General features: G+C 60.8%; 18 protein-coding genes and 3 pseudogenes. 9 read left to right on the top strand and 12 right to left on the bottom strand.

Annotation, left to right across the window (positions count from 1 at the left end; translation table 11 throughout):
• Positions 1-71: 71 nt before the first annotated feature.
• The 3 genes from N5D22_RS19715 to N5D22_RS19705 all read right to left on the bottom strand — a co-directional run bounded on the left by N5D22_RS19715 (position 72) and on the right by N5D22_RS19705 (position 5,308).
• Positions 72-2,966, bottom strand: coding sequence for an AAA family ATPase (locus N5D22_RS19715; RefSeq protein WP_172873192.1), 2,895 nt, complete (start codon positions 2,964-2,966; stop codon positions 72-74).
• A gap of 63 nt (positions 2,967-3,029) precedes the next feature.
• Complete coding sequence (gene ftsH, locus N5D22_RS19710; protein WP_011982927.1) at positions 3,030-4,862, bottom strand: ATP-dependent zinc metalloprotease FtsH; 1,833 nt, start codon at positions 4,860-4,862, stop codon at positions 3,030-3,032.
• Positions 4,863-4,876: 14 nt separating this feature from the next.
• On the bottom strand, positions 4,877-5,308 hold the full coding sequence (locus tag N5D22_RS19705; RefSeq protein WP_003603275.1) for a MarR family transcriptional regulator: 432 nt from the start codon (positions 5,306-5,308) through the stop codon (positions 4,877-4,879).
• Positions 5,309-5,510: 202 nt separating this feature from the next.
• On the opposite strand from N5D22_RS19705, the gene N5D22_RS19700 reads away from it, so the two are divergent.
• From N5D22_RS19700 to N5D22_RS19680, 5 genes are all read left to right on the top strand, one after another.
• Positions 5,511-5,936 carry an Hsp20/alpha crystallin family protein gene (locus N5D22_RS19700; protein ID WP_012754154.1) on the top strand — a complete coding sequence of 142 codons (426 nt, stop codon included), beginning with the start codon at positions 5,511-5,513 and terminating at the stop codon, positions 5,934-5,936.
• Between the two features lie 14 nt (positions 5,937-5,950).
• The gene (locus tag N5D22_RS19695) at positions 5,951-6,349 is read left to right on the top strand and encodes an Hsp20/alpha crystallin family protein (RefSeq protein WP_012754153.1); all 399 of its coding nucleotides are present in this window, start codon (positions 5,951-5,953) and stop codon (positions 6,347-6,349) included.
• A 20-nt stretch (positions 6,350-6,369) separates the two neighbouring features.
• Positions 6,370-6,861 (top strand): Hsp20/alpha crystallin family protein, encoded by a 492-nt coding sequence (locus N5D22_RS19690; protein ID WP_011982931.1) that lies wholly within the window; start codon positions 6,370-6,372, stop codon positions 6,859-6,861.
• Between the two features lie 114 nt (positions 6,862-6,975).
• Positions 6,976-7,467: a phosphate-starvation-inducible PsiE family protein gene (locus N5D22_RS19685; protein ID WP_011982932.1), complete on the top strand. Its 492-nt coding sequence runs from the start codon at positions 6,976-6,978 to the stop codon at positions 7,465-7,467.
• A 482-nt stretch (positions 7,468-7,949) separates the two neighbouring features.
• The gene (locus N5D22_RS19680; RefSeq protein WP_172873193.1) at positions 7,950-8,543 is read left to right on the top strand and encodes a recombinase family protein; all 594 of its coding nucleotides are present in this window, start codon (positions 7,950-7,952) and stop codon (positions 8,541-8,543) included.
• A gap of 32 nt (positions 8,544-8,575) precedes the next feature.
• Here N5D22_RS19680 and N5D22_RS19675 read toward each other — a convergent pair.
• The 3 genes and pseudogenes from N5D22_RS19675 to istA form a co-directional block, all read right to left on the bottom strand.
• Positions 8,576-8,908 (bottom strand): annotated as a pseudogene (locus N5D22_RS19675) (recombinase family protein); the annotation flags it as partial.
• 252 nt (positions 8,909-9,160) lie between these two features.
• A pseudogene (locus tag N5D22_RS19670) lies at positions 9,161-9,337 on the bottom strand (ATP-binding protein); the annotation flags it as partial.
• Positions 9,327-10,859 carry an IS21 family transposase gene (gene istA, locus N5D22_RS19665; protein ID WP_279657411.1) on the bottom strand — a complete coding sequence of 511 codons (1,533 nt, stop codon included), beginning with the start codon at positions 10,857-10,859 and terminating at the stop codon, positions 9,327-9,329. The pseudogene N5D22_RS19670 and the gene istA, both read right to left, overlap by 11 nt.
• Between istA and tnpB the strand changes: the two genes are divergently transcribed.
• Positions 10,858-11,190 (top strand): IS66 family insertion sequence element accessory protein TnpB, encoded by a 333-nt coding sequence (gene tnpB / locus N5D22_RS19660; protein ID WP_279657410.1) that lies wholly within the window; start codon positions 10,858-10,860, stop codon positions 11,188-11,190. The two genes, istA and tnpB, sit on opposite strands and share 2 nt — an antisense overlap.
• Before the next feature lie 79 nt (positions 11,191-11,269).
• Positions 11,270-12,808 (top strand): annotated as a pseudogene (locus tag N5D22_RS19655) (IS66 family transposase).
• Between the two features lie 138 nt (positions 12,809-12,946).
• On the opposite strand, the gene N5D22_RS19650 reads toward N5D22_RS19655, so the two are convergent.
• Complete coding sequence (locus N5D22_RS19650) at positions 12,947-13,864, bottom strand: VPGUxxT family thioredoxin-like (seleno)protein, type 2 (RefSeq protein WP_279657409.1); 918 nt, start codon at positions 13,862-13,864, stop codon at positions 12,947-12,949.
• A 114-nt stretch (positions 13,865-13,978) separates the two neighbouring features.
• Between N5D22_RS19650 and N5D22_RS19645 the strand changes: the two genes are divergently transcribed.
• A complete protein-coding gene (locus N5D22_RS19645; protein ID WP_279657408.1) occupies positions 13,979-14,542 on the top strand; it encodes a glutathione S-transferase N-terminal domain-containing protein in 564 nt (187 codons plus the stop codon).
• Positions 14,543-14,666: 124 nt separating this feature from the next.
• Positions 14,667-15,416, top strand: coding sequence for a transglutaminase-like domain-containing protein (locus N5D22_RS19640; RefSeq protein WP_279657407.1), 750 nt, complete (start codon positions 14,667-14,669; stop codon positions 15,414-15,416).
• An 81-nt stretch (positions 15,417-15,497) separates the two neighbouring features.
• On the opposite strand, the gene gnd is transcribed toward N5D22_RS19640, so the two are convergent.
• The 5 genes from gnd to N5D22_RS19615 are packed head-to-tail and all read right to left on the bottom strand — an operon-like array spanning position 15,498 to position 18,521.
• Positions 15,498-16,487, bottom strand: coding sequence for a phosphogluconate dehydrogenase (NAD(+)-dependent, decarboxylating) (gene gnd / locus N5D22_RS19635; RefSeq protein ID WP_279657406.1), 990 nt, complete (start codon positions 16,485-16,487; stop codon positions 15,498-15,500).
• A gap of 45 nt (positions 16,488-16,532) precedes the next feature.
• Positions 16,533-16,814, bottom strand: coding sequence for a DUF427 domain-containing protein (locus N5D22_RS19630; protein ID WP_279657405.1), 282 nt, complete (start codon positions 16,812-16,814; stop codon positions 16,533-16,535).
• A 43-nt stretch (positions 16,815-16,857) separates the two neighbouring features.
• Positions 16,858-17,475, bottom strand: coding sequence for a uracil-DNA glycosylase family protein (locus N5D22_RS19625; protein ID WP_279657404.1), 618 nt, complete (start codon positions 17,473-17,475; stop codon positions 16,858-16,860).
• The gene (locus N5D22_RS19620) at positions 17,472-18,053 is read right to left on the bottom strand and encodes a sulfite oxidase-like oxidoreductase (RefSeq protein WP_279657403.1); all 582 of its coding nucleotides are present in this window, start codon (positions 18,051-18,053) and stop codon (positions 17,472-17,474) included. The genes N5D22_RS19625 and N5D22_RS19620 overlap by 4 nt, the downstream gene beginning before the upstream one ends.
• 15 nt (positions 18,054-18,068) lie before the next feature.
• Entirely contained in the window at positions 18,069-18,521 is a 453-nt protein-coding gene (locus N5D22_RS19615; RefSeq protein WP_279703369.1) for a hypothetical protein, read from the bottom strand.
• Positions 18,522-18,543 lie beyond the last annotated feature (22 nt).

Below are 18,543 nucleotides of genomic sequence, written 5' to 3'. Positions count from 1 at the left end.
GACCTTCCTATAACTCTCCGAAGAGATGGTCCGGCGCGACCGATATCGCGCCGGGCCAGTCTTTTGCGCTGTCACTCGGCGGACTTGTCGTCCTTGGACTGCACCTCATCCCCAACGCTGGGCTTCGGAACGTCCGTCTTGTTTTCGGCAACTTCGCTGGGCTCCTCGATCCCGGCCTTGGCCTGATCGTCCGGGCTGTCGTCACCAATGTCCTTTACGATCTTTTCGAACACGACCCTCTGTTCGTCTTCCGACCAGGCGACGCGGACCTTGTCACCATCCTCGATCCGCCCGGAGAGCATCTCGCGGGCCAACTCGGTCTCCAACTGCGACCGGATCAGCCGGCGTAGCTCGCGGGCACCGAATTCGGGACGGAAGCCGACCGCGCCGAAGTGATCCACGACGCTCACATCGAGTTCGAGTTCGACGCCCTGGGTAAGGGCGGTCCGCTTCACCCGGTTGAGCTGCAACTCGACGATCTGGCGGATTTCCGACTGGTTCAGCGAGTGGAAGACGATGATCTCGTCGATCCGGTTGATGAACTCTGGCCGGAAATGACCGCGCAACACCTCCATCAGCTCGGACTTCTGCTTGGCCTCGTCGAACTCACTGCTGCCGCGTTTCGTGAGGTTGCGCTGGATGATGTCCGAACCGAGGTTCGACGTGGCGATGATGATGGTGTTGGTGAAGTCCACCACGCGCCCCTTGCCGTCGGTCAGCCGACCGTCGTCGAACACCTGCAACAGAATGTTGTAGACATCCGGGTGCGCCTTCTCGATCTCGTCGAGCAGCACGACCGAGTAGGGCCGACGGCGCACCTTCTCGGTCAGTTGCCCGCCTTCGTCGTATCCGACGTAGCCGGGAGGCGCGCCCACCAGCCGGGCGACCGAGTGGCGCTCGCCATACTCCGACATGTCGATGCGGATGATTGCGTCCTGATCGCCAAAGATTACTTCGGCGAGCGTCTTGGCCAGTTCCGTCTTGCCAACCCCGGTCGGCCCGAGGAAGAGGAATGTCGCGGTCGGGCCGCGTCCCTCGCGCAGTCCTGCGCGCGCCAGGCGCACCGCATCCGCCACGGCGCGGATGGCCTCTTCCTGGCCGATGACGCGCTCGTGCAGCTTCTCCTCGAGCTTGAGGAGCTTGTCTTTCTCCTCGGTGGTCAGCTCAGTGACCGGAACGCCGGTGATCTTCGAGACGATCTGCGCGACATGATCGGCGCGCACCTCGGCGGTCGCCGAAGCCTGATCGCGCTTCCAGATCTCCAGAAGCTCGTCGAGCTCCTTCTGCTTCTGCTCCAGCTCCTTCTTCAGTTCTGCTGCTCGGTCGAATTGCTTGCGGGCTGCGGCATAGTCCTGCTCGCGCTTGATCTGCGCGACCTCGGCTTCGAGTTCCTGCACGTCCACGGGCCGAGCAGTGGCCGAGATCTTCACCCGCGCCGCGGCCTGGTCGATCAGGTCGATCGCCTTGTCGGGCATGAAGCGACCGGTGATATAGCGATCCGAAAGCTCCGCGGCGGCGATGATCGCCTCGTCGGTGATCGTCACCTTGTGGTGGCTTTCGAGCGTGTCGCGCAGGCCGCGCAGGATCATGATGACCTGAGCTACCGTGGGTTCCTCGACATAAACCGGCTGGAACCGTCGCTCGAGCGCCGCGTCCTTCTCGATGTATTTCTGGTACTCGTTGAGCGTCGTCGCACCGATCAGGTTCAGCTCGCCCCGCGCCAGCGCCGGCTTGAAGGTGTTGGCGATGTCGAGACCACCTTCGCCGCCGCCCTGGCCGGCGCCGACGATGGTGTGCATCTCGTCGATGAACAGGATCAGGCTGTCCTTCTCCTCGGTGATCTCCTTGAGGATCTTCTGCACCCGCTCCTCGAACTCGCCGCGATACTTCGACCCGGCCACCATCGAGTTGATGTTGAGCTCGACCAGCCGCTTGTCGCGCAGCGCCTCGGGCACTTCGCCCGCGACGATCCGTTGTGCAAGTCCCTCGACGATGGCGGTCTTGCCCACGCCGGGCTCGCCGATCAGCACCGGGTTGTTCTTTTTCCGGCGGGCCAGCACTTCGATCGTCGTCTCGATCTCGCGGGCGCGGCCGATGACGGGATCGAGCTTGCCCTCGCGGGCGAGTTTCGTCAGGTCACGGCTGAACTGGTCGAGATCGGGGGTGTTCGACGGAGTCTCGACGCGGCCTTCCTCGGCTCCCTTGCCGACCACCTTCGTCACCTGCTGACGCAGCGCCTGCGGCGTCAACCCCAGCTTGCGCAGCATCGCCGCGGCCAGGCCTTCACCTTCCTCGGCAAGTCCGATCAGAAGGTGCTCGGGACCGACATAGGAATGGCCGAGTTCGTTCGAGGCGATGAAGGCCCGGTTCAGCGCGTCCTTCAGGCGAGGGCTTACGCCGATTTCGCCGTCCGTCTTGGCGTCTCCACGCTTCGCCTCCTTCTCGATCTGGCGGCGCAGATCGTCCACATCGACCTTGAACTGTTCCAGGATCGTCTTGACGACGTCAGACGAGGTCAATGCCAGAAGCAGATGTTCGGTATCGACCTCGCTGCGCCCGAATTCCCCGGCCTTCTGTGCTGCATCCTGCAGCAGCTTGTTGCCCTGTTCGCTCAGCCGGTCGGCGATGGTGCGTCCGCCGCCGCGCCGCGATCCGCGGCGCGGCGTTTCCTCCCCGAAGGTGGCATCCACGACGTCGTCCTCACCCGCGCCCGTGGCGCCCAGTGCACCACCCCGCAGCGGGCTGTCGCTGAACAGGCTGCCGAACCCGCTATCGCCGAAGAATTCGTCCAAAAGGGAATGTCGTCCGAACAGGGACTCCAGCGGCGATGCGCTGCGGCCCGACCGGCGCACCATTTCGCGGTAGTGCTGATCGCACAGCTCCATGTTCTGAACTTTGCCGTTCACCGAGGCGCGCACGCGCGCCGTCGCCGGGCGACCGCAAATATCGCAAGCTCCGTTTGCCATTCGTCTTCTCCGTTTCTTTATCCAGTCAGGGTTGTCCGCCGATCATCTGCGCCAGTGACAGTGTTACGCAGCGACCGCTTCCGTTCTTTTCACCTTGGACCCAATTGCCACCAGATCGGGCTCGTCCAGTGTCTCGCGTTGCAGGAGATCCTGCGCGGATTGCTCGAGCAGCGCCCGGTTGGCTTCGAGAAGCGAGAGGGTGCGCTTGAACACGCCATCCACGATGTCGCGCACCTTCGAGTCCATCCGCTCGGCAGTGGCCTCGCTGTAGCGGCGGTTCAGCCACGACGACTGGTCGCCGGTGCCGAGAAAGCCTGGCCGATCGGTGTCGTAGCTGACATGCCCGAGGTCTTCGTCCATCCCGTACCGCGCGACCATGGCGCGGGCGATATCGGTAGCCTTGACCAGATCGTCGGCCGCCCCGGTCGAGACATGATTGTAGATGATCTTCTCGGCCGCGCGCCCGCCAAGCAGGACTGCGATCTTGTTCTCCAGCTCCTCCCGCGTCATCAGGAAGCGGTCCTCGGTCGGGCGCTGGATAGTGTAGCCGAGCGCGCCAATTCCGCGCGGGATGATCGAGACCTTGTGCACCGGGTCCACCCCCGGCAGAGCCATCGCCACAAGCGCGTGCCCCATCTCGTGGTGCGCCACGATCTCGCGCTCGCGCGGGTTCAGAACGCGGTTCTTCTTTTCCAACCCGGCGATGATGCGCTCCACGGCATTGTTGAAGTCGTCCATCGTCACCGCATCGGCCTTGCGGCGCGTGGCGAGCAATGCTGCCTCGTTGACGAGATTGGCAAGATCGGCGCCCGAGAAGCCGGGCGTGAGCGCTGCGACCTTCTCGGCATCGACGTCCGGGGCGAGCTTCACCTTTTTCATGTGAACGCCGAGAATCTGCACACGTCCCTTCTTATCCGGCCGATCCACCAGCACCTGCCGGTCAAAGCGTCCGGCCCTGAGCAGCGCCGGATCGAGAATCTCCGGGCGATTCGTGGCCGCAAGCAGCACGATGCCGACTGATGGGTCGAAGCCGTCGAGCTCGGTCAGAAGCTGGTTCAGCGTCTGCTCACGCTCATCATGGCCGCCAGCGATCTGGCCGGAGGAGCGCGCCCGCCCGAGAGCGTCGAGTTCGTCGATGAAGATAATCGCCGGCGCGGATTTCCGGGCCTGCTCGAAGAGGTCGCGCACCCGCGCGGCACCGACGCCCACGAACATCTCGACGAACTCTGATCCCGAGATCGAAAAGAAGGTCACGCCGGCCTCACCCGCCACCGCGCGCGCCAGCAGCGTCTTGCCGGTGCCCGGCGGCCCAACGAGCAATATGCCTTTGGGGATATGTGCGCCCAGCTTTCCGTATTCGGCCGGGTTCTTGAGGAACTCCACGACCTCCTCGAGCTCGGCCTTGGCCTCGTCCACACCGGCCACGTCGGCGAAGCTGACGCCGGTTTCTTTTTCCATGTAAACCTTGGCCTTGCTGCGGCCGACCTGCATGAACCCGCCAAAACCCTGCTTGTCGGCGAACTTGCGGAACAGCAGCATCCAGATTCCGAAGAAGATAAGCGCTGGCGCCACCCAGGAAATCAGCGTGCCGAGAAAAGTGTTTTGCGGAACGCCAGTAATCTCGATACCTGACCGGTCTATCCGTTCCAGGATTGCGGGATTCACTACGGTCGTCACGAACTGCTTCTTGCCGTCGACCGGTTCGGCGAAGGTGCCTGTGATAGTGTCTGACCCGACCGCGACAGAGGAAATTTTCCCGTCAGCGAGATACTTCTCGAACTGGCTGTAGCTGATCGGTGCGACGGATTGCCAGCCGGCGATCAGGTTCTGGATGAAAAGCACGGCTATGAAAGCCACCACCCAGTACCAGATGTTATATTCGGTCTTCCTTTCCATGCCGCTTGTCCCTTTCACTGGCGCCCGAGCCGCGCCTTGATCCGCTCGAGCAGCGCCAGCAGGGCGCGCCTTTCGTCCGCCGACAGATCCTGGAAGATTTCATGTTCGAGCGCCGATTGCCGCGGCGCGAGTTCCTCCAGCATCGCCCGGGCCTTCGACGTTGCCGTGACGATCTGCGCCCGCCTGTCGTCGGGCGAGGGCGACCGCTCGACCCAGCCGCCCCGGACCATGCGATCGACGAGCTGGCCGGCTGTGGCCTGGCCGACCTCCAGCAGGTCGGCCAGATCGCCGATGGTCAGCCCAGGCGCATCCTCGACATGCGCCGCCGCCATCCAGGACAGGCGGGTCAGGCCGCTGCCGCGGATGTCTTGGTCGATCCGCTGCTGGATGAGCTGCGCGACCCGGTGGATCGTCGTCCCGATCAGCGCGATGTCCGAAGAGATCATGGGGATCCTTCCTCCGATTGCATGGTACACAGGAGAAACCGCCCCCCATCCAAAACACAATGCATCCATCATACATGCTTGCATAATAAATGGAACGGCCTATCTTGATAGGCGTTCTCCGAACCCACATCCGGCCGGCACCGTTGCCCGGTCCCTCCATGCCGACGGTTCGGGGGTATCGATCAGCAACAGGAGGCCAGCAATGCTCTACCCGACATATCTGCGCCGCAGCGATCCCTTTGCGCTGATGCGCTCCATGATGCGCGATCTCGACCGCGGTTTCTGGCCGCCGTCCCGCGCGGCGTTCCCGGCGGTAAATGTCTGGCAAGGCCCTGAGGCCGTTGCAGTCACCGCTGAACTTCCCGGCATCGAACCGGGCGACATTGAAATTTCGGTCAAGGACAACGTCCTGACGCTTTCGGGCGAACGCAAGGCGCCCGAGGTTCCCGACGGTGCGCGCTGGCACCGCAACGAACGCAGTTTCGGCAGGTTTTCCCGCACTATCCGCCTGCCGTTCGCGGCCTCGGATGACAAGGTCGAGGCGAGGATGACGAACGGCGTATTGCGGATCGTCATCTCCCGGCCCGAGGAAGAAAAGCCGAAGAAAATCGAGATCAAGGCAGCCTGAGAGGAGCTGGAACGATGAGCACCGACATCACGCAAGCCGCCGAAAAGACGCCGACCGACTCGCCCGAGACCACCGGCGGCGGACGCATCTACCGCCCGTTGACCGATATCGTCGAGACCGATCAGGGTGTCTCCATGATGCTTGAAATGCCTGGGGTCGCCGCCGATGCGATCGAAATCACGCTCGAAAATCGTGTGTTGACGATCCGCGGCAAGGTTGACCCGGTGCGGCCGAAAAACCTCGAACTTGCCTATGCCGAATATGGCGAGGGCGATTTCGAGCGTGCCTTCACGCTTTCCGAGGACTTCGACCCCGACAGGATCGAAGCCGAGATGCGAGGAGGCGTCCTAACTTTAACGCTCCCCCGGGCCCCTGAAGCGCAGCCGAAAAGGATCGCCGTCAAGGGCGCCTGAAAACCGAAGGAGACCATATCATGCAGATCAAAGACCTCATCCCCTGGGCGCGCAAGGACGGCGCGCCAGACGCCAAGAGCAGCGAAGACAACCCGATCGCGACACTCCAGCGCGAAATGAACCATGTGTTCGAGAACTTTTGGAACCGGGTCGGTCAGTTCGAATGGCCCTGGGGCAGCGGCGAAGCCAAATCCGACATGGTCGAGACCGACAACGCGATCGAAGTGTCGATCGAGCTGCCGGGCATGGAGATGAAGGACATCGAGGTGACGGTCAACGATGACATGTTGACTGTGAAGGGGGAGAAGAAGATCGAGCGCCAGGTGGAGAAGAAGGGGTATTACCTGTCCGAGCGCAGCTACGGCGCAATCTACCGGACAATTCCGCTCCCTCCCGGTGTGGATGGCGAAAAGGCGCAAGCATCCTTCAAGAACGGGGTTCTGACGATCAAGCTGCCCCAGACACCCGAGGCGCAGGCGAAGATCAAGCGCATCGATGTCAAGAACGGCTGATTTGCCACATTGGGTGTCGCCGGTTTGCGGCGTCCGCTCAGCTCCGTTTGATATCACGCCGTCTGGTGAGCCCCGGGGAGCCTGTTTCTCCGGGGCGGCTTTCGAGGGGGAATGATGAAAGACCTGAAACGATCCGGGCTAACCCGTGAACAATGGTCGGCGATGACGCTCTACGAGAAGTTCGAACAGGTCGTCATTTTCGTCCTCAGCGCCATCATTGCGGTTATCGTCGTGGCATCGGTTTGGGCGCTGATGCGCGAGGTCGTGAACCGGTTGGTCTTGGGAGCGTTCGACACGCTCGATTACGCCACCTTCCAGGTGGTGTTCGGAATGATCTTCACTGTTGTAATTGCGCTCGAGTTCAAGCGCTCCCTTCTTGTGGCGACAGAACGCAGCTTCGGGATCCTCCAAGTCCGCACGATCGTGCTGATCGCGCTCCTCGCGATCGCGCGCAAATTCATCATCCTCGACCTTGGCGAGACGGAGCCAGCCAAGATTGCCGCCCTCGCGGGCGCGGCTCTTGCGCTCGGAGCAGTCCACTGGCTGGTGCGCGATCAGGACCGGCGCGAAGAACCCGGTGCTAAAAATGCCGAAGGCGATCAATGAGCCGAAGCGTTTTCGTTCGACTTGTTTCATCAACCTCTGCCGCACTCATCAGCATAATTGTTTAGCAGAAATCTTTTATCATGCCGAGCGTTGCGCTGGGTCGGTTTGCCGCGCCGCGCGCCGTCGCTTCCCGCGGAGACTTGGCGGCGTTCGAACAAAGCACCATCACAGTTTTCAACGCCACTCGAGACAGTGCGTCTCCATCGCGACAACCGAGCGTATAGTCGATCCCTAAACCCGGAGTGCCTATGACGGTCCGCGTGGGAACGGCTCGCGGTTCATTTGGGACGAACTCTAATCAATTTTTCGGCCCACTCATATGCTCTCTAATTGAAACCAACACGCTCTCGAACTCAGCGTCATCTCGTGTCCAAAAACGAGCGATTGCGTACAGGGGCAAAACACCCTGTCCACAAATTATCTTGACATGGTTTTGGACAGAGTAGATATTTTGGACAGCCTATTCGGACGAAATTGAACCCATGCCACGCACCTTCGCCTATGTCCGCGTCTCCACGACCGGGCAAACCACCGAAAATCAGATTCAGGAAATCGAAGCTGCCGGTTTTCACGTCGAGTCGCGCCGGATCGTTACTGAGACGATCTCAGGCAGTACCGCCATAGCACAGCGCCGCGGCTTTTCACGGCTAATGGACAAGCTGGAGTCTGGCGATATTCTCATAGTGACCAAACTCGACCGCCTAGGTCGTGACGCGATCGATGTCAGCACCACTGTGAAGGCTCTCGCCGAGATGGGCGTGCGCGTTTACTGCCTTGCCCTCGGCGGCGCGGACCTGACCAGTTCGTCCGGCACGATGACCATGCAGGTGCTCAACGCTGTCGCGCAGTTCGAGCGCGACTTGCTGATCGAACGAACCCAATCCGGCCTCAAGCGTGCAAAGTCGGAAGGCAAGACCCTCGGTCGACCATCCACGCTCAGTGATGAGCAGAAGAAGGATGTACGCGATGATCTCACAAAGGGAATGAGCGTTTCGGCTATTGCGCGAAAATTTACGACCAGTCGACAGACGGTTATGCGGGTTCGCGACGAAGGTTCACGGTCCGTTCGGTCTTAGCGTGTCGCCAGAAACAGATCTTGTTCCGACCCCAGGTTGAACAGAAACGCGCCGTGCGAATTCGTGGTGTCGATCGCCTCCGTGAGAGATCGGAAGGCGACACCACGTTCCTTCAAATCCTCGACGATGCGGATCAAGTGGGAGAGTGACCGGCCTAACCGATCTATCTTCCAGACGACCAGGACATCGCCTTCGCGCAATTCGCCGAGGCATGCCTTCAGACCCGGCCGGTCATCACGCGCTCCGGAAGCGCGATCCTGATGGAGATGGCGCTCATCGACCCCGGCCGCGAGCAGGGCATCGCGCTGCAAGGCAACCGACTGGCGCTCGTCACTACTCGATACCCGCATGTAACCGATCAACATGTGCGACAAACCTCAAATCAGGTGTTGCCGCACAGCCTAACATTCCGACAGGGTTTGTCGCGCAAAAAATGGCCCTATTGCGTGGCCAGTTTGCCCCGCGATCACGGTGAGCGGAAATCATGTGTTTCCCGTCACCTGCAAAATGCCCTTAGCGTGTATTAATGTAGAAATGACCACAGAGCCCCTTTAACAGCAAAGCATCACCATTGATTTTGTTGGGTTTGTCATCTCGCCTTTAAGGGCAACGCGACACGAGCGCACTTCGCGTTCGGCCAATTCTGCCTTCAGAAGTTGCGACAGGATCGGGATGGCGGCTTCAAAAGCCGGAGCCCCTTGCTCGATGAGATCCTCGACAGCTTGAGCCATGCCATACATCTTCAGGCTGCGGAGCATGATGACGATGGCCGCGGCGGCGGGGTCATGACGCATGGCGGCCTCCCGCAATTTGGCTGCGCAGGGCGTCATAGCGCTCGACATTGGCCTTGGGCTCACGCCGCAGGGTCAGCGCTTGTGGGGTATCCAGCGGCGGACCATCGATGACCTTGCCGTCGACCAGGCGGTGCAGGAGGTTCAACACGTGGGTCTTGGTGGGCACGCCCTCCGCCAAGGCCAGCTCCACGGCGGTCAGCACGGCTTGCTCATCATGGTGCAAGACAAGCGCAAGGATATCGACCATCTCGCGATCACCACCAGGCTTGCGGAGCATATGGTCCTGCAACTGTCTGAAGGCAGGCGGCAATTCCAGAAAGGGTGCCCCGTTCCTGAGCGCGCCCGGCTTGCGTTGCACGACCGCCAGATAATGCCGCCAGTCGTAGACCGTCTTCGCGGGCTGCTTATGACTGCGCTGAATGATGCGGATATGTTCGCACAGGATATGGCCTTCCGCAGCCACGACCAGCCGGTCGGGGTAGACGCGAAGGCTGACTGGCCGGTTCGCAAATGATGCTGGAACACTGTAGCGGTTGCGTTCAAAGCTGATCAGGCAGGTGGGCGAGACGCGCTTGCTGATCTCGATGAAGCCGTCGAAGGCCACTGGCAGGGGCATCAAGGCTGCCCGTTCCTCAGCCCAGACATCGGCGATTGTTCCAGACAGCGTGCCATGTGCGGTCTCGTGCCACAGCGCGACGCAACGTTGTTCCAGCCAGTCATTCAGCGCGGCAAGATCGGGAAAGTCCGGCATGCCTTGCAGCATCTGATGACGGGAGTCGCGGACGTTCTTCTCGACCTGCCCTTTCTCCCACCCTGCTGCCGGATTGCAGAAATCTGGCTCGAAGACATAGTGGTTCGCCATGGCCAAAAAGCGGATATTGACCTGCCGCGCCTTACCGCGGCCCACAAGATCCACCGCCGTCTTCATGTTATCGTAGATCCCGCGTTCTGGCACGCCGCCGAACACCCGGAACGCATGCCAGTGCGCGTCGAACAGCATCTCATGGGTCTGCAAGGGATAGGCCCGCAGAAGGAAGGCCCGGCTGTGAGACAGCTTGATATGCGCCATCTGCAGCTTCATCCGCTCGCCGCCGATGACCGCAAAGTCCTCGCTCCAGTCAAACTGGAACGCCTCGCCCGGGCGGAAAGCCAGCGGGACGAAGGTGCCGCGCCCCGTTGTTTGCTCGTCGCGCTGACGATCGGCACGCCACTGCCGTGCAAAGGCCGCCACCCGGTTGTAGGAGCCGGTGAAGCCAAGAGCGACGAGATCGGCATGCATCTTCTTCAGCGTGTGCCGATCTTTGCGTCCCTTCTTCGCATTGGTCTTAAGCCAGCCTGCCAGCGTCTCGGCAAATGGATCAAGCTTGCTCGACCGTTCCGGCGTCGCAAACTTGGGCTCGATCACATCAGCCTTCAGATACTTCTTGATGGTATTGCGCGACACTCCGGTGCGGCGCTCGATCTCCCGGATCGCCAAACCCTGACGTAGGCGCAGCTTCCGGATCACGTTGAGTAGTCCCATGTCGATCACTCCTTTGACCCCCTCGCTCTTCGCTCGGGGGAGGGTCACATGGGTCAAATCTCAATGGAAATTATCCGCCTACCCGGGTCAGTTCTCAGTGGAAATCAACATGTTCCGGGCCAGGAAGGCGGATCGGTTGAAGCTGCTCTACTGGGACGGCACCGGGTTGGTGATGGCCTACAAGCGGCTGGAAGAGCATACGTTTACCTGGCCAGCCGTGAAGGACGGGCTGATGTTGGTGAACCACGCGCAGTTCGAGGCGCTGTTTGCGGGGCTCGATTGGCGGAGGGTTCGGGCCATCGGGGCGAAGGCCCCCGAAGCGGTGGAGTGACGGGATCTGCCCTGCGTCAGGATGACTCGGTCGGTGCTTTCGGCGGGCATTGGACGGGCCGCCATGGTAGACCCGCGCTATGCCGAAGACCGCTGATCTGCTTGAAGAAATTGCTGCGTTGAAGGCGATGCTGATCGCCGCGGATGCGCGCGACAAGCGCAAGGACGAGCGGATTGCGCGGCTGTAAAAGCTAGTCGCGGCCTTCAAGCAGGCGGTCTTCGGCCGGAAATCGGAGAAGAGCGATCCGGACCAGTTCGAACTGGCGCTGGAAGATCTGGAAACGGCCATGGCCGTGATCCATGCCGAAGAGGATGCCGAGGATCGGGCCGCCAAGCGCCCTGCCGAACCGCGTGCTGCCAACCGTGGATCGCTGCCCAAGCACCTGCCGCGCATCGAGGAGGTCATCGGACCGGACAGCCTGATCTGCGCCTGCGGCGGCTGCCTGCACTGCATCGGCGAGGATGTCTCGGAACGGCTCGACATCGTGCCCGCCCAGTTCCGCGTCATCGTCAGCCGCCGACCAAAGTATGCCTGCCGCTCCTGCACCGATGGCGTTGCACAGGCGGCGGCCCCTGCGCGGCTGATCCCGGGCGGCATGCCGACCGAAGCCACGGTCGCCCATGTGCTGGTCAGCAAATACGCCGATCACCTGCCGCTCTACCGGCAGGCCCAGATCTACAGCCGCCAAGGCGTTGATCTCGATCGCTCCACCCTTGCAGACTGGGTGGGCCGCGCCGCCTTCGAACTCCGCCCCGTCCATGATGCACTGATGGCGGACCTGAAGCGATCCACCAAGCTCTTCATGGACGAGACCCGCGCCCCGGTTCTCGATCCGGGGGCGCGAAAGACCAAGACAGGATACTTCTGGGCGCTGGCCCGCGACGACCGACCGTGGGGCGGCACCGCACCACCGGGCGTGGTCTTCACCTATGCCTTTGGTCGGGGCGGGCAACATGCCGAGCGGATCTTGCAGGGCTTTGGCGGCATTCTGCAGGTCGATGGCTATGCCGGATACAACCGCCTGATCGCAGCGGACCGGATCGGTCCGGGGATCCATCTCGCATATTGTTGGGCGCACGCGCGCCGCAAGCTGATCGAGATCATACGCAGCGGACCCGCGCCGATTGCCGAGGAAGGCGTGGCCCTCATCCGCGATCTCTACGCCATCGAAGCCGAGATCCGTGGCAGCGACCCCGCCACCCGACTGGCCATCCGGCAGGACCGCTCCGCCCCAATCTTGGGCCGCCTCGACGATTGGCTAGTCCACCATCGCACCCGCGCCTCGGCAAAGTCACCCTTGGGCGAAGCGCTCGCCTATATCGCCAAATACCGCGACGGACTTGGCCGCTTCCTTACCGATGGCCGCGTCGAGATCGACAACAACACCGTCGAACGCACCATCCGCCCAATCGCCTTGAACCGAAAGAACGCCCTCTTCGCCGGCCACGACGCCGGAGCCGAAAACTGGGCCGTCATCGCTTCGCTCATCGAGACCTGCAAAATGAACGGCGTCGATCCCCACGCATGGCTGTCAGCCACCCTTACCGCCATCGTCCAAGGCCACAGGCAGAGCCAGATCGGTGAACTGCTCCCGTGGAATTACGCCGTCACGGTGTGAGCGGAACAACGCTTACGCTTCACCGCACTTGTCACGAGAATCACGGAAGTCACAGGACAAGTCTGTCCGAGGATGCGGAAGCTCCGGCCATCAGCCGACTTGCGCAACAAAGCCCGTGCCGGCCACCTTTCAGCGGGCCTATCCGGGGCTCGGCTTATCCGTGAAACTCGCCCAGGCTTGGCGGAAGTCTTGTTTGTATAGCTTGCTGTTGCCAAGCCATCCCTTTTGCTGCCTTTCCAACCAACGACGCTGTCGCGGGCTCAGAAATTGCTCAGGCGCGTCCTTGTAAGGTATCGCAAGATTGATACGAGTGCGCTGCGACAGGCTAATAGGCAGCTCAGCCAGACGCGACTTGCTGAGGTAGTATTGCGGGGCATCGTCTGTGCGAAAACTTCTCCCCTTACTGCGGCGAAACCCCTCGCCCATCGCGAAGCGGTCAAGAGCTTCTGCATCGGCCAAGGCTGGGTCAAAATTCACCCGTACGACCTCTTCGCCCCCGATCCAGCCCGCTTCGGTGCTGAGCACCGCGTTGAACCCGGCGAGTGTCGTTTCGCCTGACCAGAAACATGGGGTTTCATAGATTGCTTGCTGGGCAAGCCCATTCTCGATCATCAGATCATTGCGCAACAGTTGAGCATAGGGTGGAATTTCCTTGCCCTTGGCAACAAGTGCACCGACCAGCCGATCATGGAGCCCCAGGGGATCATAGCGATTTGAAAGCTTCGGAACGATAGGGGTTCCTTCTGCGTCAAGCAGATAGACCACCGGATTGTTCCAGGCGGGTTCGCTGAAGGCGCGTAGTACTACTGCGTCTTTTCCAGGACGGTTGTTGAAAATGGCAACCGGAACAAAACACTCTTCGATCAGTTCGACCAGCAAGGGGTGGCTCAGCACATCCTGACCGAAGTTCACGCAAGTGGAACAGCCTGGCACCTCTTGAAAGAGCAAGACAATTGGTTTGCCCGAAGTCTTGGCTTCACCTTGGCCGACTTCAAAGTCTCGAAGCCAGGTTATCTCGCCAAGTTCACGGTATTCCCGGAAGGATGTGTCTTTCATCGCGCCAATTTAAGCATTCCTCATGGCCAATTGAAGGCCCGTACTGCTCATTTACGCTGGCGCGGTTTTCGCGCGGATGTCAAAATGTGATCACTCCATCGGAAGGTTTGAAAAATGAATGACCACAAGTCGGCACTGGTTGGGATCTTCGAGAAAGCCGGCGAGGCCCATGCGTTCGCTTACGCGGAAGCCGGAGAGAATAATGACTGGGCCATCTGGTATGCGGACTTTCTGCGAGGGCCGTTGTCAAAGGCGCTCGGCAGGGATTTCACTGTGGCCGAACTAACCGTCTGCCTGATGATAGCCGAAGACGAGAGGCTGGCGATGCACGGGCCGGATCACCCCTGGCCTGACTCTTATGCCGATCATTTCCTTGCCCGCTTTACGCCCCCGAATTCCGAAGAGGTGACGAAACTGTCGCTCTACTATTATCCTGAATGCCCGTTCTGTCAGCGTGTCTTGCACGCAATCCGTGAAACCGGGGCCGAGGTCGAGTTGCGCCATGTCTGGAATCATCCGCAGCATCGCCTCGATCTTCAGGCAGCGCGCGGTCGGACCACGGTTCCAGTGCTGCGCATCACCGGCGCGGATGGTTCGGACCGCTGGATGCCAGAGTCGCTTGACATCGTGCGATATTTGAAAGAACGCGCACGAGGTCACGAGGCAGAGCGATCTTGAATCTGACTGAGCCGATCCCATCTTATTGAGAAGTTCGTAGGCCGTCGTCTTACCCCAAGACGCGATTGCCTGAAATCGACACCTTCCAATCCGTGACACACTAGCTACGTGGTGGGAACCCCGCATGAGCGTTCAGGAGCAATTCATTGAAGAAGTCCAGAAACCGGCAGCGGAGATCAACGTTGAACTCTGCGCGCTGCTATTTGCCGCCGAGATAAAGCCAGACACCAACGTCAGGGAGTCGGTCCTTGCGCTGGATCGACAGGTCAACACATTCCTTTCCAGAAGCGGAATCTCCTTTGACAGGGCGCAAAGCAACAGCGATTTCCTGACAAACGTCGTTGGCGGCGTTCTGGGATATCGTGGCGATACGCTGGAATATTTCTCGGCCGACAACAGCCTGTTCGACAGCGTGATCGAGAATCGTCTTGGTATTCCGATCTCGCTTGCGGCGATCTACATCTCAGTTGGTCAACGCCTTGGGATCGACGTTCATGGCGTTGGCTTTCCGGGTCATTATCTGATCCGCATTACGGAGCCGGATGGTTCGGGCACGCTGGTTGATCCGTTTTCGCACAGCAAGGTGTCACAACAGCAGATCGAGGGTTTGGTCAAAACCATTCGCCAGTCGGCCGGAGGCTTCGACGACGGCTGGCTTGCCAACGCGCATCCGCATGACATGCTGGTTCGCATGTTTGAGAACCTAAAGCGCACTTTCCTGAACGTCGGCGAACTGTCTGCTGCCCAGCATTGTCTGGACTATCAGCTTATCCTCAGGCCCGAAGATCCAGCGCTCTTGAGTCAGCTTGAGGCGCTCCTCAAACACTCCGGCGATGCGGCGCGAAGCGGCAAGGGCGCCAGCAGGCTTCATTAGGGCGGTTCGCGAAGTATCGTTTGGCCGATGGCCGCCGAAAATCCGGTATGGGCTTCGGTGGCTGTCAACCTTTTTTGGGGTTTATCTCTTTTTAACAAAGCTGGGGTGGCCACCAAACCGGTTGCGCAGTGCGGATAGGAACCGGTTGCCGACTTCATCCTGATCCCGCGATGCAAACCGGGCAAAAAGCGCAGCGGCCAGGACATGCACAGACGTGCGTTGGTCTATCGCCGCTTCTACAGTCCAGCGCCCCTCGCCGCTATCGGACACTTGCGCAGAATAGCGTGCCAGGCTGGGGTCCTCGGCCAGAGCATCCGCCCCTAGGTCCAGCAGCCACGAACTTACAACGCTGCCCCGGCGCCAGACTTCGGCGATGGCCGGAAGGTCGAACTCGAACCGGTGTTCCTCGGGAACCTGTTCCGACTTCGCCGAAGCGAACAGGGCGAACCCCTCGGCGAAGGCCTGCATCATGCCGTATTCGACACCGTTGTGGACCATCTTCACATAATGCCCGGCGCCGGATTTTCCGCAGTGCAGCCAGCCCTGCTCGCCGGGGGCAACAGGGCCATTCGCGCGTTCGGGCGTTCTGGGGGCCGCCTCAATCCCAGGGGCAAGCGTATCCAGCACTGGGCGCAGGCGATCAACCGCTGCCACACGCCCGCCAATCATCAGGGAATACCCGCGCGTCAGGCCGAAGACGCCGCCACTTGTGCCCGAATCGACCAGATCGATTCCGCTTTCGGCCATTTCACCTGCCCTTGCGACTGTGTGCTTGTAATGGCTGTTGCCACCATCGACGATCACGTCACCGGGCGCGCACAATTGGCGCAATTCCGCCAGCACGCTTTGGGTCGCCTCCCCTTCGGGCACCATGACCCAAATTGCCCTCGGCTGCGGCAACGACCGAACCAAAGCGGTCAGGTCAGCAAATGAAATGGCCCCGGTTTCTTTGGCCAATCCCTCGCGTGTCCCTGCCGACGGGCTGAAGATATGACATCGATGCCCGCCTTTATGCAGCCGCCGCACCATGTTGGCGCCCATCCGGCCCAACCCCACGAATCCCATTTCCATCGAGACATTCTCCATCAAGCTGCGCTTCAAACTCTTTCACACGCGCTATGCGACCTTCACACCCCGCCAGAATGCAATCCTGTCCTTGATTTCGGCTGCGGCCGATTTCGGTGCAGGGTAGAACCACGCCGCATCGGCGTTGGTTTCGCCGTTCACGTTCAGCGAATAATAGCTGGCGGTTCCCTTCCACGGGCAGACCGATTGTCTGGTGCTTTCGACCAGGTATTCCGAGCGAACCGAGTCACGCGGGAAATAATGGTTGCCCTCGACAACGACGGTCCTGTCGCTATCGGCGATGACTTCGCCGTTCCAAACTGCCTGTACCATCGATGCTGCTCCTCTGCTGGGATGGGTTGCGGGGTGTTTGTCTTCAAGGCTGCGAATAGGCGGACCGAACACGGTCCTTCAAAGCGGGCAAAAGTTCGGATTCGAACCAGGGATTGCGCCGCAAAAATGCATTGTTGCGCCACGACGGATGCGGAAGGGGAAAGCTCGCCGGGGCAAAGTTTCGCCAGCCTTGGACCGTCGCGGTGACCCCGGCCTTTTGATGGGCGGCTCCCAGGTGCCAGCCTTGGGCGTATTTGCCAATGACTATGGTCAAGCTGACCCCTGGCAACTGGCCCATCACCTTCTGGCGCCACGTCGCAGCACAGCGTGGTTGGGGCGGCAGATCGCTGCCTTTGGCATCATAGCCCGGAAAGCAGAACGCCATGGGGACCACCGCCACGCGGTCCCGGTCATAGAACTCGTCGCGGGATAGACCCATCCAGTCACGCAGCCGGTCGCCGGAGCGGTCATCGAAGGGCACGCCCGACTCGTGCACGCGCATGCCCGGCGCCTGTCCGACGATCAGGATACGCGCGACCGGGCGAAACCAGACGACCGGCCTGGGTTGATGCCGGGTTGCCGTCTTTAGAAAGTCCTCGGCGCAGCGCCTGCATGCGCGGATCTCATCCACCAGTGCCGAGGCTACGGACGTCGTTGTCATCCCCTGTACCTCTGTTCACGCCATGGGTCGCCGTAGTTGTGATAGCCCAGCCTCTCCCAATAGCCCTTGTAGTCGAAGGGGCTGAAATGCAGGCCACGAAGCCATTTTGCACTTTTCCAGAAGTAAAGATCCGGCACCACCAATCGCGCCGGGCCGCCGTGTTCGGGTGTCAGAGGTTTGCCGTCATATTCCGTTGCAACAAAAGCCTTGTCATCAAGCAGATCGGGCAAACGCAGATTGGCGGTATAGCCGCCGTCGGCGCGCGCCTGGACGTAGGCCGCATCTTCTGCGGGCCGCACCAATGCAGCGAGCGTTGCGATGGAAACACCCCGCCACTTGGTATCGAGCTTTGACCAGCGCGTGACGCAATGTACGTCTACCGTGAAATCCTGATGGGGAAGGTCGCGAAACGCCGCCCAATCCAGAGTCACCGGTTGCTCGACGTTTCCGTCCAGCGTCAGTGTCCAGGAAGTGGTATCTGCCGTATCCGGCGTTCCGGCAGTCATTACCGGAAACTTGGTTGTGACAACCTGGTTGGGCGGAACGCGGGGCCGGCCGTCCTTGCGCTGTTGGCTCATCGGGCTTGGTCCCTGTCAATAGATTTCCGATATCCGCAGCACGCGCCCGCGAAACTCACAGGTTTCACCGCTGGTCTTGCCCTCAAGCGCCGCGTAGATCGGTGCTGCTTGCGAGATACCGACAAACTTTTGCCCCTGGCAGGTAAACTCTCCGGTCGAGACGCCAATGACCAGATAGCGGTCTCCGATCTTGACGGCAGCACCAGGCGCCACCTCGTTGCGGGGGCCAAAATCCAGCTGGGCGATAGCCGCCAGCTTGGCCGAGGCTTCGTGCTCCAGATCGTCGAAAGCCTCGGCAAGATCGGCTGATCTTTCTGCCTGCGCCTGCTCGTCGTTCTCGATCGGCTCGCTGCGGTCAAGCCGGGCGCCCGACAAGAACCGTTCATAGGTCTTGTGGGCCTGTGCCAATTCGGCTTCGGTCAATGCCAGCATGGTTGCGCGAAGGTGGGACTTGTCGATCATGTTCATTCCTTTAGGCTGGTGGGATGGT

Source organism: Agrobacterium sp. GD03872, from assembly GCF_029840625.1.
Lineage (GTDB): Bacteria > Pseudomonadota > Alphaproteobacteria > Rhizobiales > Rhizobiaceae > Agrobacterium > Agrobacterium fabrum_A.
This window is presented reverse-complemented; position numbering and strand designations above follow the sequence as displayed.